At 67.2% G+C, this 14,009-nt stretch carries 12 protein-coding genes; 5 read left to right on the top strand and 7 right to left on the bottom strand.

Annotated elements, in window-relative coordinates; translation table 11 throughout:
- Positions 1-71 precede the first annotated feature (71 nt).
- Positions 72-644, top strand: a complete 573-nt coding sequence (locus PT015_RS10670) for a PadR family transcriptional regulator (protein ID WP_285190583.1) — start codon at positions 72-74, stop codon at positions 642-644.
- Positions 641-2,647, top strand: a complete 2,007-nt coding sequence (locus tag PT015_RS10665) for an MFS transporter (protein WP_390887964.1) — start codon at positions 641-643, stop codon at positions 2,645-2,647. Before PT015_RS10670 ends, PT015_RS10665 begins: the two co-directional genes overlap by 4 nt.
- Here the strand turns inward: PT015_RS10665 and PT015_RS10660 are convergent.
- Positions 2,644-6,069 (bottom strand): TM0106 family RecB-like putative nuclease, encoded by a 3,426-nt coding sequence (locus tag PT015_RS10660; protein WP_285190582.1) that lies wholly within the window; start codon positions 6,067-6,069, stop codon positions 2,644-2,646. The genes PT015_RS10665 and PT015_RS10660 overlap by 4 nt on opposite strands.
- 29 nt (positions 6,070-6,098) lie before the next feature.
- Entirely contained in the window at positions 6,099-6,692 is a 594-nt protein-coding gene (locus PT015_RS10655) for an LppP/LprE family lipoprotein (RefSeq protein WP_390887963.1), read from the bottom strand.
- An 87-nt stretch (positions 6,693-6,779) separates the two neighbouring features.
- On the opposite strand from PT015_RS10655, the gene PT015_RS10650 reads away from it, so the two are divergent.
- Both PT015_RS10650 and PT015_RS10645 read left to right on the top strand, forming a co-directional pair.
- A complete protein-coding gene (locus PT015_RS10650; protein WP_285190581.1) occupies positions 6,780-8,489 on the top strand; it encodes a DEAD/DEAH box helicase in 1,710 nt (569 codons plus the stop codon).
- On the top strand, positions 8,486-9,622 hold the full coding sequence (locus tag PT015_RS10645; RefSeq protein WP_285190580.1) for an acyltransferase family protein: 1,137 nt from the start codon (positions 8,486-8,488) through the stop codon (positions 9,620-9,622). Before PT015_RS10650 ends, PT015_RS10645 begins: the two co-directional genes overlap by 4 nt.
- On the opposite strand, the gene PT015_RS10640 is transcribed toward PT015_RS10645, so the two are convergent.
- From PT015_RS10640 to PT015_RS10620, 5 genes are all read right to left on the bottom strand, one after another.
- Positions 9,603-10,190 (bottom strand): TetR/AcrR family transcriptional regulator, encoded by a 588-nt coding sequence (locus tag PT015_RS10640; protein ID WP_285190579.1) that lies wholly within the window; start codon positions 10,188-10,190, stop codon positions 9,603-9,605. The two genes, PT015_RS10645 and PT015_RS10640, sit on opposite strands and share 20 nt — an antisense overlap.
- Positions 10,191-11,423, bottom strand: coding sequence for a cytochrome P450 (locus PT015_RS10635; RefSeq protein WP_285190578.1), 1,233 nt, complete (start codon positions 11,421-11,423; stop codon positions 10,191-10,193).
- Between the two features lie 31 nt (positions 11,424-11,454).
- Positions 11,455-12,108, bottom strand: a complete 654-nt coding sequence (locus PT015_RS10630; RefSeq protein ID WP_390888015.1) for an adenosylcobinamide amidohydrolase — start codon at positions 12,106-12,108, stop codon at positions 11,455-11,457.
- 153 nt (positions 12,109-12,261) lie between these two features.
- Positions 12,262-12,717 (bottom strand): DUF1942 domain-containing protein, encoded by a 456-nt coding sequence (locus PT015_RS10625; RefSeq protein WP_285190576.1) that lies wholly within the window; start codon positions 12,715-12,717, stop codon positions 12,262-12,264.
- Between the two features lie 103 nt (positions 12,718-12,820).
- The gene (locus PT015_RS10620) at positions 12,821-13,135 is read right to left on the bottom strand and encodes a hypothetical protein (RefSeq protein WP_285190575.1); all 315 of its coding nucleotides are present in this window, start codon (positions 13,133-13,135) and stop codon (positions 12,821-12,823) included.
- 244 nt (positions 13,136-13,379) lie between these two features.
- Between PT015_RS10620 and PT015_RS10615 the strand changes: the two genes are divergently transcribed.
- A complete protein-coding gene (locus tag PT015_RS10615; protein WP_285190574.1) occupies positions 13,380-13,826 on the top strand; it encodes an ATP-binding protein in 447 nt (148 codons plus the stop codon).
- Positions 13,827-14,009: the final 183 nt, after the last annotated feature.

Genomic DNA, 14,009 nt, shown 5'->3' with positions numbered 1-14,009 from the left:
GTGCATGCGATTAGTCCGTTCGGAATAATCCGCGACGGAAGCGACCGATCACCGACGACGACGGACACTCGATGGCCTACCTACTGAACTCGCTGGGTATCTCGGTGCTGTCGCTGCTCCGGGCCCGCCCGATGCACGGCTACGAGATGGTCCAAACCCTGGTCGAGCGGCATGCCGACCGCATCGTGAAGGTCCGGCCGGGCTCGCTCTACCACGCCGTCGACCGGCTGACCGAGGAGAAGCTGATCCGCCGAGCCGGGACGGCGCGTGACGGCAAGCGGCCCGAGCGGGCCATCTACGAGATCACCGACGCCGGTGTCGAGGCACTCGCCGATCGCGTCGGTCAGCTGATCGCGGAGCCGACGCACGAATTTCCGCAGTTCGCCGTCGCCCTGGCGGAGATCGATACTCTGGATGCCGACGCTGCGGCGAATGCCGTCGACGAACGAGTCGGGGCGCTGGAGGCGCGGGCCGCCGAAATCGTGGCGCTGCACGATGCCAGCGTCACGCCCGCCGGATATCTGGTGGCATTCGATTACCTGCTGGCAACGACGCGGGCCGAACTGGCCTGGCTGCGAGCTTTCGCCGGCTCGAGGCGATCGGGGCACTTGCGGCGGCGACCGATGGACGAGGTGAAGAGATGACAACGGCGAGCGCACGACGGCGACCGGGCGGCGGTCCGGCGACGACGCGCGTCGACGACCCGAACCCGTGGCACGCGCTGTGGGCGATGATGGTCGGCTTCTTCATGATCCTGCTGGACTCGACGATCGTCGCGGTCGCCAATCCGAGCATCATGGTCAAGCTCGGCACCGGCTACGACACCGTCATCTGGGTGACCAGCGCCTACCTGCTGGCCTACGCCGTCCCGCTGTTGGTGGCCGGCCGGCTCGGCGACCGGTACGGCCCGAAGAACCTGTATCTGATCGGCCTGGCGATCTTCACCGCGGCCTCGCTGTGGTGCGGCCTGTCGGGCACCATCGGAATGCTGATCACCGCGCGGGTGGCGCAGGGCATCGGCGCCGCGGTGATGAGCCCGCAGACCCTGTCGTTGATTTCGCGGATCTTCCCGGTCGAGGGACGCGGGGTGGCGATGAGCGTCTGGGGTGCCACCGCGGGGGTGGCCACGCTGGTCGGACCGCTGGCCGGCGGCGTGCTGGTGGACGCGATGGGGTGGGCGTGGATCTTCTTCGTCAACGTCCCGATCGGTCTCGTCGGCCTCGGCCTGGCGTATTGGAAGATCCCCGAACTACCGACCCACAAGCACCGGTTCGACGTGGTCGGGGTGGCACTGTCCGGCATCGGCATGTTCCTGATTGTCTTCTCGCTGCAGGAAGGGCAGTCGCACAATTGGGCGCCCTGGATCTGGGCGGTGTTGGTTGCCGGTGTGGGGTTCATGTCGGCGTTCGTCTACTGGCAATCGATCAGCAGGCACGAGCCGTTGATTCCGCTGGACATCTTCCGCGACCGGGACTTCAGCCTGTGCAACGCCGCCGCGGTGGTCATCGCCTTCGCGGCCACCGGGATGATCTTGCCGCTGATGTTCTATGCGCAAGCGGTGTGCGGCCTGTCGCCGACCCGGTCGGCCCTGCTGACTGCGCCGATGGCGATCACCAGCGGGGTATTGGCGCCCGTCGCGGGTCGCCTCGTCGACCGGGTACACCCGCGTCCGGTGGTCGGATTCGGATTCTCCTGCCTGACGGTCGGCCTGACCTGGCTGTCGATCGCGATCACCCCGACCACGCCGATCTGGGCGCTGGTGCTGCCGTTCTTCGTGCTGGGCTCGGCGATGGCCTTCATCTGGGCGCCGATCACCGCGACTGCGACGCGCAACCTGCCGCCGGAGTTCGCGGGCGCGAGTTCCGGTGTGTTCAACGCGACCCGCCAGGTCGGCGCCGTGCTGGGCAGCGCCGGCATGGCGTCGTTCATGACATCGCGCATCGCAAACGCGTTGGGGCCGATGCCCGATGGCGGAGCGGGCCCGCCGGGCGCGGCGGGCGCCTCGCTGGAAATGCCGGATTTCCTGCACCGGCCGTTCGCCGACGCGATGTCGCAGTCGATGCTGTTGCCGGCTTTCGTCGCGCTGTTGGGAGTGGTCGCAGCCATCTTCCTGGTCGGGTCCGACGGGTCGGCGGCCGAGTCTCGCCGCGGCGTGGCGGCCGCAGACGGCGCGGGTGCTCCGGGCCGTCGGGTGCGCGTACGACCAAGCACCCCAGAGGGTTTCGCGAGCGACTTCGATGGTTACCGTGACGGCTTCGACGACGACGATGACTACGTCGAGTACACGTTGCCGCCCGCACCCGGACGTCAGCGCCCCGACCCGTCGACCCGTCCCACCCCTCCGAGGCCGGTAGATCCGATGACCGAGCCGTTCACCGCGCACCAGGAGCCGCCGCGCGCCAGGCTGCTCGGCGACGACGTCACCGCGACCACCGAGATCGAGCCAATTCGGGATTCGCCCAACGGGTTTCGCGGCGTGGAATTCCCGCCGTTGGAACGGCGCCGCGGTCAGCCCGACGAGCCGTCGTTCGACGACATCCTCGACACCTACGGCGGCTCGAGCACCCACGACACCGGGCGCAACGGCCATCACCCGCCGCCCCGGCGACGCCGGATCGACCCCGGCGAGGGCCCGCGCCGGCGCTAGGCCGGGCCGTCTGCCGTCAGCGCCAGGAACGCCCCGAGTTCGACCAGTCCGGTCGGCGCGGCCGGCAGGTATTCGGTCAACGCATCCGCGCGGACGATCACCGCCGCGTATTGGGCCCGGCTGATCGCCACATTCAGTCGATTCCGGTTGAGCAGGAACGGAATTCCGCGCGGGATGTCGTCGACTGACGAGGCGGTCATGGAGACGATGGCCACCGGTGCCTCGGCGCCCTGGAACTTGTCGACGGTCCCGACCCGGACATCGCCGAGCCCGGCTTCGGCCAGGTGTTCGCGCAGCAGCAGCACCTGCGCGTTGTAGGGGGCGAGCACCAGGATGTCGGCGGAAGCCAGTGGCCGCGTGCCCTTTTCGCTTGTCCAAGTGCGCCCGACCAGCGTGCGGATGAGCTCTGCGATGGCTTGCGCTTCCTCGGGACTCTCGGTCGCGTTGCCCTCGTGGTGGACGCGAAGCACCTGCAGCCCAGGTGGATACCCTGCCAGTCGGCGCGCCGCGGTGATGTCGGAGTAGGGCTGCAACCGGCCCTCGTAGGCCAGCGTCGATACCGGCGCGCAGACCGCGGGATGCATGCGGCGCGACCGGTCGAGGAAGTAGCCGCGCTCAGCGGGCAGCGTCCGTTGGCCCTCCACCAGCCAGCCCAGCGCGGACCCGTCGACGGGTTCGGGGTGGGTGCCCTGGCTGACTTGCGGCAACTGTTGCGGGTCGCCGAGCAGCAACAGGTTGGCGGCCGATGCGGCCACCGCGATCGTGTTGGCCAGGCAGAATTGGCCCGCCTCGTCGATCACCAACAGGTCCAGGCTTCCCGGTGGGACGCGGCCGGGGTTGGCGAAATCCCATGCGGTGCCACCGATCACGCAGCCCCCTGAACCGCCGGTACCGCCGATGAATGCGGCGTATTCGCCGTCGCCGATCTGTTGCCAGTCGACGTCGCCGCGTTCACCCTTCTTCTTCGCGACCCGCGCCGGGTCGATGCCCGCGTTGATCGTGCCCTGCAGCAGGTTCTCCACCACGTTGTGTGACTGCGCGACAACGCCTATGCGCCAAACAGATTCGTTGACCAGTCGGGTGATCACATGGGCGCCGGTGTACGTCTTGCCTGTTCCAGGCGGCCCGTGCACGGCGACGTAGGACGAGTCGAGGTCGAGCAATGCGACGGTGATGTCGTCGATGTAGTCGCCGCTGCGGGGGAGGTCCGCGCCGCTGCGCGTCCTCGGCGGATTGCGCAGCAGTATGTCGGTGACGGCATTGCGGGGGAGGGTCGGCAGGCTGGCGGCTAGGTCTGCGGCCGCCGCTTCGATCGCGTCGCGCAGCGGCTTGGTGTTGATCGGCCCGCCCGGGGTCAGCGCGAACGGCAGTTCGGGAAAGGTGTTGCCGTCGGGCGGAGTTCGCTCGCAGATGATGACCGCGGTCGGCACGGTCGGGTCGTCGACCTCGACCACGTCGGCGCGACCGGCCGCGCGCCGGTCGGGGTTGTCGATCAGCCCCGACGGGGCCGGCGGGTCGTAGAGCGCGAAGACTTCGGAGTTGAGCGCGCCGCGGGCCAACTCGCCGGTCAGCCGGGCACGCCGCTGCAGCTTGCGGGCCTTGGGCGGCTTGTTCCAGTCGACGTCCACCTCGGCCTCGTTGACGATGAAAACGTCGGTCTGGTCAGACCATTCGTCGACCGGATAGTTCAGCCGGTCGAAGTGCGCCCACCAGAACGGCTTGTCCTCGCGGCGGTGATACCCGCGGGCGGCCGACACCAGCGCCACCGCGGTCTGTTCGGTGGTGCGGTCACCGGTCGCGGCGTCGCCGCTGAACTTCTGCAGCTTCGCGGCGAGCGCATCGACCTCCTCGATCGCTCCGCCGTCCGGAACCGGCTGTGCGCCGATTGGAGTCACCCCGCCTTCGAGCGCCCGCAGCAGCAGCCAGTTGCGCAGTTCGCGCGTCGACGTGCAGTCGTAGTGGTTGTAGTCCTCGATCTCCTTGAGCACGGTCGCGGCTTCGTCGAGTTCCCCGTTGCCGCGCAGTTCGCTGTATCGCGCGTACTGCGTGATCGAGTCGGCGGCGTTGGTGACATCGCCGGACCGCAACTGCGACCCCATGTACAGCGGCTCCAGCGCCTTCAGGCTCAGCGACTCGGCGCCGGTCCGAATGCTCTTGCGCACAATCGGATACAGGTCGACCAGCGTCCCGCTACGCAGCAGATCGTCGACCTCGTCTTCGCCGACACCATGGCGCCCGGCCAGCCGCAGCAGCGCCGTCTTCTCGTAGGCGGCGTAGTGGTAGACATGCATGTTCGGAAACCGCTTGCGGCGCTTGGCCACCAGCTTGAGGAAGTCGATCAGGGCCTGACGTTCCTCCGGTCGGTCGTGCGCCCACAGCGGGTGGAAAGCGCCGGTCTTGCCGCCTTCGAGGACGCCGAACAGATACTCCAAGCCCCAGTCGACCCCGTCGGCGGTCCACAGCGGGTCGCCCTCGAAGTCGAAGAACAGGTCGCCGTCGTCGGGATTGGGCAGCAGCGTCAGCGGCTGCGGATCGGCCACCTCGAATTGCGGTGTCCCGCTCTCACGTTGGCTGATCTGCAGCTTGGCCTGGGCGACCATCGCCGCCAGCGGCCGCGCGGCCAGGCTGGTCACCGGGCCGCTGTGTTCGGCCAACTCGGTGATTGTCGTGATGCCCGCGTCGAGCAGCTTCGCGCGCTGAGTCACCCGCATGCCCGCGACCAGCAGCAGGTCGTCGGCCGCACGCACCTGCTCTTCGCACGCCGGGCACCGGAAGCAAGCGCGGACGCCCTCGTCGTCCCAACGTACCGGCGCACCGTGGGTGTAATGCGCGTCGAGCACACGCTGCAACCGGGCGCGCTGCTCGCGATACACCGGGATGAGCTCCTCCACCTGATAGGTGACCGCGGTGCCGTTGCCGAGAACCAATTCGGCCTCCGGGTGCACCTCGACCCCGGCCCGGCTCAATGTGTCGGCATAGGCGGCGATTTGAAGCAGGGCCGTGACTTTCGCCGACCGCGCCAGCTTGGTGTCGGCCACCTGATACCGCCCGTCGCGGCGCACCAGAAAGTCGGCGAATCCGACGAAGCGGCCGTCGAACATCGCGGCCTGATAGACCACCGCCGCGCCGCGGTCGATGGCCCGCCGGGTCTGGTCTGCCGCCGCGGTGACGTTCTCGACGGTGAACGGGACCGGACGGCCGATGACGGCGACGTCGCCGTACTCGTCGCGAAGCTGTTCGAGCCGGCGCTGCTCGTGCTCGTCACCGAGAGTCGCGGTGCGGTCGAGCAAATCGTCGACCACCGTGACACGTTGCCCCCGGCCGAGTTTCGCGTCGAATTCGCGCAGCAGGGCGTATTCGCAGCGCGCCGCGGATGCGAGATCCGACGCGCTGTAGATGACGCTGTCGCCTGCCATGAACACACCGCCACTGTAGGCGGCGGCACCGACAATCAGCGGCCGGCGTTGGCCACCAATTCGACTCCGTTGCCGTTCCAGCGGAACTTGACGATGCTCGGCAGGCCGATGCCGCCGGAATACACCAGCGCGACCGTGTCGCCGGTGCACTGGGAGGCGTCGATGCCGTTGAAGCCGTAGGTCTCGGGCACGTTCTGCGGCGGGATCAGCTTGCCGAGATGAAACAGCACCGCGCGGGTGTTCGGGCTCTCGGCGTTGGTGTTGGCCTTGACGATCACCGCGGACAACTGCGCGCACTGGTTGAAGTTGCCGGCCAGCGGCTCGGCGTTCCACGGCTGGTGGCTGCGCGGATCCTGCGGAAGCTCGGACACCCCGCGCGCGATGGCGGGGTCGGCGAGGTTCACCGCGCACGGATCGACGGGCCCGGGGCTGGTCGGGGCAGCGGTCGCGGACGGCTGCTGCGGCGCCGCCGAGTGGGGTGTCGCGGTCGCCTGGGTGGTGGGTTCAGGTGTCTTCGCGACGGTCGAATCCCCTGATCCGCAGCCGCTCAGCGCCGCGGTGAGCAGGGCGGCAGCGGCCAGGCCGGCCAGGGGGCGACGGTCGCCGCTGCTGCGCTGTCGTGTCCACACAACGCCGCACCGTACCTTGACCAGCCGCATCGACGTGGCAGGCGTGGCCGAGCAACGGCGCACGACGCCGTAAACTTTTGCCTCGAGATGAGCGCCCCGCATGATGACACCGTGACCTTCGCCGACCTGCAGATTCACCCTTCGGTGCTGCAGGCCCTGTCCGAGGTCGGCTACGAGTCGCCGTCGGCGATCCAGGCGGCCACGATTCCGGCCCTGATGGAGGGCTCGGATGTGGTCGGGCTGGCCCAGACGGGAACGGGGAAGACCGCCGCGTTCGCGGTGCCCATCCTGTCCAAGATCGACACCGGCAGCAAGGCCACCCAGGCGCTGGTGCTGGCTCCGACGCGGGAACTGGCGCTGCAGGTGGCCGAGGCGTTCAGCCGCTACGGTGCCCACCTGCCGCAGATCAACGTGTTGCCGATCTACGGCGGATCGTCGTACGGGGTGCAGCTGGCCGGGCTGAAGCGCGGTGCGCAGGTCGTGGTCGGTACGCCGGGCCGGGTGATCGATCACCTCGAGCGCGGGACGTTGGATCTGTCTCACGTCGACTACCTGGTGCTCGACGAGGCCGACGAGATGTTGACGATGGGCTTCGCCGAAGAGGTCGAGCGGATCCTGGCCGAGACGCCGGAATACAAGCAGGTGGCGTTGTTCTCCGCGACGATGCCGCCGGCGATCCGCAAGCTCAGCGCCAAGTATCTGCACGATCCGACCGAGGTCAAGGTCGAGGCGAAAACCGCGACCGCCGAGAACATTTCGCAGCGCTACATCCAGGTCGAGGGGCGGCGCAAGATGGACGCGCTGACGCGGGTCCTGGAAGTCGAGCCGTTCGAGGCGATGATCGTATTCGTCCGCACCAAGCAGGCCACCGAGGAAGTCGCCGAAAAGCTACGCGCCCGAGGGTTTTCCGCGTCCGCGATCAACGGCGACATCCCGCAGGCGGTGCGGGAGCGGACCATCGCGGCCCTGAAAGAGGGCGGCGCCAAGGGCATCGACATCCTGGTCGCCACCGACGTCGCCGCCCGCGGCCTGGACGTCGAGCGCATCTCGCACGTGCTGAACTACGACATCCCGCACGACACCGAGTCCTATGTGCACCGGATCGGGCGGACCGGCCGGGCGGGCCGGTCGGGTTCGGCGCTGCTGTTCGTCTCGCCGCGAGAACGCCACCTGCTCAAGGCAATCGAGAAGGCGACCCGCCAGAAGCTGACCGAGGCCCAACTGCCCAGCGTCGACGACGTCAACGCCCAGCGGGTTGCCAAATTCGCCGACTCGATCACCGACAGCCTGGGTTCACCGGGTCTGGACCTGTTCCGCCGCCTGGTCGCGGATTACGAACGCGATCACGACGTTCCGATGGCCGACATCGCGGCGGCGCTGGCATTGCAATCGCGGGACGGCGAGGCTTTTCTGCTGGCACCCGAACCGCCGCCCGAGCGCCGGACCCGGGAGTATCAGGACCGGCCGGCCAGGGGTCCGCGCGGCGCCGGCGAGGGCCCGAAGAAGGGATTCGCCACCTATCGCATCGCGGTCGGCAAGCGGCACAAGGTCGGCCCGGGGTCCATTGTCGGCGCGATCGCCAACGAGGGTGGTTTGCACAGAAGCGATTTCGGCCACATCACCATCAAACCGGACTTCTCCCTGGTCGAGTTGCCGGCAAAATTGTCCCGCGAGACCGTGAAAAAGCTTGAGAAGACCCGTATTTCCGGCGTTCTGATCAATCTCCAGCAGGATCGCGCTCCGGACAAGAACCGGCGCGGCGGCCCTGGCAAGCCGCGCCGGGACCATAAAGGATGACCCAGGCCGACACGTCGGCCCAGGGCGGGCTAGAACAGGTGGCCGGCCCCGATCGCGTCGCGTCGCTGACCGGTATTCGTGCCGTCGCAGCGCTTCTCGTGGTGGGCACTCACGCGGCCTACACCACAGGTAAGTACATCGAGGGCTACTTCGGGCTGTTCGTGTCGCGGATGGAGATGGGCGTCCCGATCTTCTTCGTGCTGTCCGGATTCCTGCTGTTTCGACCGTGGGTGAAATCGGCGGCGACGGGTGGTCCGGATCCGTCGGTCAAGCGTTACGCCCGGCACCGGGTGCGGCGCATCATGCCGGCGTACGTCATCACGGTGCTGATCGCCTACGTCATCTACCACTTCCGCCATGCCGGACCGAATTTCGGCCACACCTGGTTCGGGCTCTTACGCAATCTGACGCTGACCCAGATTTACACGTTCAACTACATGCGAGGCTATCTGCATCAGGGCCTGACCCAGATGTGGAGCCTGGCCGTGGAGGCGTCGTTCTACGTGTTGTTGCCGTTGCTGGCTTACCTGCTGTTGGTGGTCTTGTGTCGACGGCAGTGGCGCCCAAAGCTTTTGCTGCTCGGCATCGCGGGCCTGGCTCTGATTTCGCCGGCATGGTTGGTGGGAGTGCACCTCACCACCTCGATTCCCAACGGCGCCCGGCTGTGGCTGCCCACCTACCTGATCTGGTTTCTCACCGGCATGGCGCTGACGGTGCTGCAGCGAATGGGTGTGCGCTGCTACGCGTTTATGGCCTTGCCGCTCGCCGCGATCTGCTACGTGATCGCGTCCACCCCGATCGCGGGGGACCCCACCACGTCGCCACTCGGGATGTCGCAAGCGCTGTATAAGGCGGTGTTCTACGCGGCGATCTCCGGCCTGGCGGTGGCGCCGCTGGCGTTGGGCAACGAGGGTCTGTACGCGCGTCTACTGGCGAGCAGGCCGATGGTGTGGCTCGGCGAGATCTCCTACGAGATCTTCTTGATCCATTTGGTGACAATGGAATTCGCGATGGTCTACATCATGCAGGACCACGTCTACACCGGCTCGATGGCGGGTCTGTTCGTGGCGACGATGGTGATCACCATCCCGCCGGCGTGGTTGCTGCACCGGTTCACCCGAGTGCGCGACTGATCTCATCGGCCGGCACCACGACCGGGGCGACGAACTCTGCGAGCATCGCCCGCTCGTCGGCTTCGTCGTGGCCCGGGAAGATCAGCAGCGAGGTGATCACCCGAACCAGCCAGCGTCCACGGCCGACCACATTCGCCGGGTGATCGTCGCCCAGCGACGTGACGAACGCCGAGGCCAATCCGCTGATCACGTCGGACTGTTCCGCCAGCTCGGCGCCGAGTGGGCCCGCGCTCGTCGCGAACCACGCCGACAATGCGGGGCTTTCGCGAACCAGGCGCAACGTGGTGATGATGCCGGTGACCAGACGCTCCTGTGGGTCCTTGATGTGGTCGACGTCGATCGATTCGGACAGTCGGTGGGTCTCTCGGGCCACGTAGGCGGCGCGCAGTGCCTCGCGATTTTCGAAGTAGCGGTACAGCGTCGCGCGGGAACATCCTGCCGCTCTGGCGATTTCGTTCATGCCGACCGAACCGGGATCCTGTCGGGTGAACAGTGCTTCGGCCGCGTCGAGGATGCGGTCGGCGGCCACCTCGGTGCGACGCTCGGCGAGCCAGTCGCTGGCCGGCATCTACGTGACCCGGAACGGCACCGCCAGCGGACGGCGCACGTAGCTGCCGCCGGCCCAGACGATACCCGACTCGTCGACCTCGAAATCCGGGCAGCGCGTGAGCAATTCATCTAGCGCCACCCGGGACTGCATGCGGGCGGCGGCGGCGCCGAGGCAGTGGTGCGCGCCGTGGCTGAACGTCACCAGGTTGCGTGGTTGCCGTTCGACATCGAGTTCGCCTGCATTCGAGCCGAAGTGGCGCTCGTCCCGGTTGCCGGAGCCGTAGACCAGCAACACCCGTCGCCCCTCGGGAATGGTGGTGTCGCCGACGGTCACGTCCCGGGTCACCGTGCGGGCCAATGCCTGAGCGGGGGAGGTCAGCCGAAGGAACTCGTCGACTGAGGCCGGGATCAGGTCGAGGTTGTCGGCCAGCAGGCGTCGCTGATCCGGCCGCTGGTGCAGCAGTTGCACTGCGCCGCCCAGCATTCCGGTGGTGGTGTCGTTTCCGCCGGTGATCATCGTGAAGACGAACGCCAGAATCGACAGCGTGCCGGCGATGTCGCCGTCCGCGCCGACGCCCGCGGCGACCAGGTGCGAGATGGTGTCGTCGCCGGGCTCTTTGCGCCGGCGTTCGACCAGCTCACCGAAGTAGGCCATCATCGACCCGACCGCCTCGCCGACACTTTCCAGCGCGGAGGCGATGCCACCGTCGGCGGTGTTGGCCGCGACGATTGCCTCGGTCCAGCCGTCGAACTGGCCGCGGTCCTCTTCGGGAACGCCGAGGTAGTGCGCCACCACCATCGACGGCAACGGCTTGAACAGGTCCGCGACGATGTCGCCGCCGCCGTCAGCGATCAGCCGATCGAGGCGCTCCACGACGAACTCGCGAACTTTGGGCTCGACCGCCTCGACCTGCCGCGGGGTGAAACCGCGCGCCACCAGCTTGCGAAACTCGGTGTGCACGGGCGGATCCTGCATCACCATGGGCGGATTGTCCGCCAGTCCAATCATTTCCAGGTCGCCGTAGTTGATGGTCAGACCCTTGGCCGAGGAGAAGGTTTCGTGGTCCTTGGCTGCGGCCCAGATGTCGGCGTGCCGGGTCAGTACGTAGTAGTCGTCCTCGGGCTTACTCACCGGAACGACACGGTGCACCGGGTCGTGATCGCGCAGCGCGCGGTACATCGGCCAGGGGTTCGCCCACGTTTCGGCGGTGGCAAGCTCGAACCTCGGTGCGTAAGACAAAGTGGCTGTCATGTCTTATTGCTACGACATATCGCGACATATGTCAACGATTGACGGAAGGCCGACCGACTTCTGACATCCACGACTCGGCGCCGGCGAGCACGGCGGCGTGGACCGCCCGCGCGATGCGGGCGCCGAACGTCGAACGCGGCCCACCGAACGCTTCCGCGGAACCGCCGGTCGGACAGTGCACGACGATCGCGTCCGATGCGGTCCCCGTCGCCAGTAACCCCGCCTCGTGCAGCGCTTGCACCTTCGCTTCCGTCGCGGTGGCGGCGGCGTTGACCAGGGCCGCCGGAGACAGCTGGACCGGTGCCGCCACCACGATGTTGATCGTCCCCACTGGGAATGCGCCAGAGGGCAATTCGCGACGGAAGTGTCCGTCTGGCGCGGCCGCCCAAGTCGGACTGGACAGGCCGACGGTGGCCGATGCACACACGCCGCCGTCGGAGGCGTGGTGGTGCCGCGATACATCGACCGCCGTGAGCAGGCCGCAACCGGAGCCCGAAAGGTCGAGCCGGGCGGCGATCTCCATCAGGTGCCGGTCGGGATCGGTCCGTTGGTAATCGAGTGGGACCGTCGCATTGATCGCCCAATCCCGGAGCCCGATACCGCCGCCGAGCGGGCCCGACGAGATGCACAGTCGAGGCTCGGCGAATCGCCAGAGCAGGACGGGCGTTGGCCGGCCGTGCTCCATCCGGTCGGTCAGGCTGGGGCGCATCGTTGCATCCTCCCAGCAAGGCGATTACCTGCCTCCTGCCTGAGCGCCGGCATCACGTGCTCGGCGAACAACCGCATCGTGCGGTGCGCGTCCGCGCTGCTGCGCCCGACCCGGGTCTGGCGACGGCGATTAGCTTTTCCAGACCACCTTGTCGGTGCCGCCGGCGTCGCGGTAGACGACGCTGTCGGGGTTGGTTCCGTTGCGAACGTTGAAGTAGAGCTTGCCCTTGACCGGCGTGCCCAGCGGCAGCGGTCCCTCGGGCAGACCGTCGACCTCGTTGCCCTTCATGACCGCGAACGTCGAACTGTTGGCCGCCCGGGCATTGAAGTCGGCGATATTCGGGGTGGCGTTGCCGCTGACCCCGACCGCCGTGATGTCGGAGTACCAGACGCCGTCGTTGTGGCCGCTGGGCTGCAAGTCACCCACGGTGTAGTTGATAGTGCCGCCCATGCTGGAAATCTCGGCCTGCTGTCCGAATGCAAGCGCTTCCGGGTCGGCGAGAGCGGGGGCAGCCGAAAGAACTCCGGCCGCCGCAATACCGATTGCAGTCGTCGCCGTCTTGTGCGCGAATGAAGAAAATCGCATTTCATACTCCCTTAACATGCGGATACTGCCCATGTCGGCAGCAATGTTCGAATGTGGTGGGTATCCAAACGCGATCTTTTCAAACCCTGCGATTGCGGTTCGCCTATCCGCTCGACGACAGAGTATTTAAGGAAGTACGCACATTTCCATTAGCGTGACGGAGATTGCGTCGAGTCGGGCCGTGCCGGCCCGCGCCCCGATCGGTGGCGTAGACGGTGAATGCCGCGCAGGCCAGCGTGACCAAATTGTGTGTCGGCCGCTTGTCGCGGACGGCGGCGGCGATGTCTGCCAGACTCAGTAATAGCGTCGGGCTCAGGGTCGAGTCTATGGCCGGCGTCGTACCGGCCAGAGCGCAATTCAGCGACTCGGTGAAGTCGGCGAGCATTTCTTCGTAGGAGGCTGAGCCGGTCTGAATCATGAGTTGCCCTTTTCCCACCCGGGGCGCATTACCGAGAGAACCTTGATGTGCCGCATCGGCGGCTCGAATTATTGTCGCCATTACCCGGCGGTCGGCGGAGCGAAACGAATTCTCTCGAATGTTGTCAATTGCGCCCCGCGGCGGATCCGCATCGCTACCATCACGCGTTCGTTGCCCGCCGTGAGTGGTTGATACCACAGAAGCCGGCGGCATAACCGGGGCACGAATCGGGTAGTAACCGTGGATGTCTGCCGTAGTGGTGAGCCGTAGCCACAGCGGGCCTGCGGACGGTGAAACCGTCGCGCACATGCGAAATCGGGTCCGCGACTGGCTGAGCTGCACGGTCGACGTCGACGCCCAGCGGGTGTGCGACATCGTATTGGCGGTCGGCGAAGCGCTGGCTAACTCCGCGGAACACGCGTATCGGGACCACGCCGTAACCGGCACCATGACGCTGACGATCGTCTACGACTCGGGGCGCGCGGCCGTCGAACTCATCGTCGGCGATGACGGCACCTGGATCGAGCCCAGCGACAGCGCCTCGGTAAGCAGCTTTCGAGGACGAGGCCTGCGGTTGATCCGAGCGTTGAGTGACGACTGCCGCGTGCAGGGTCACCCTGGCGGCACGACCGTGCGTATGCAATTCCTGCAGTGCCCACCCCGCGACGAGTCGGCCACCAAGGCCAGCTGACGCCGTCGGGCGGTTTGGCCGCCCCTTCCATCGTCGTGCGGTACCCGCCGGGGTGAATAGACGGCGGGCCCCGAGATTGCAAGACTCTCCGCCGTGACCTGTGGACAACGGCCATCACCCGAGGTCGGGGATCGGATGGTCATCCCGTCGCGACAGCACACATCGGACAAATTTGTGCATCTG

This window comes from Candidatus Mycobacterium wuenschmannii (assembly GCF_030252325.1).
In the GTDB taxonomy this organism is placed as follows: Bacteria; Actinomycetota; Actinomycetes; order Mycobacteriales; family Mycobacteriaceae; genus Mycobacterium; species Mycobacterium wuenschmannii.
The sequence above is the reverse complement of the archived record's forward strand: the minus strand, read 5'-3'. Positions and strand labels throughout refer to the sequence as shown.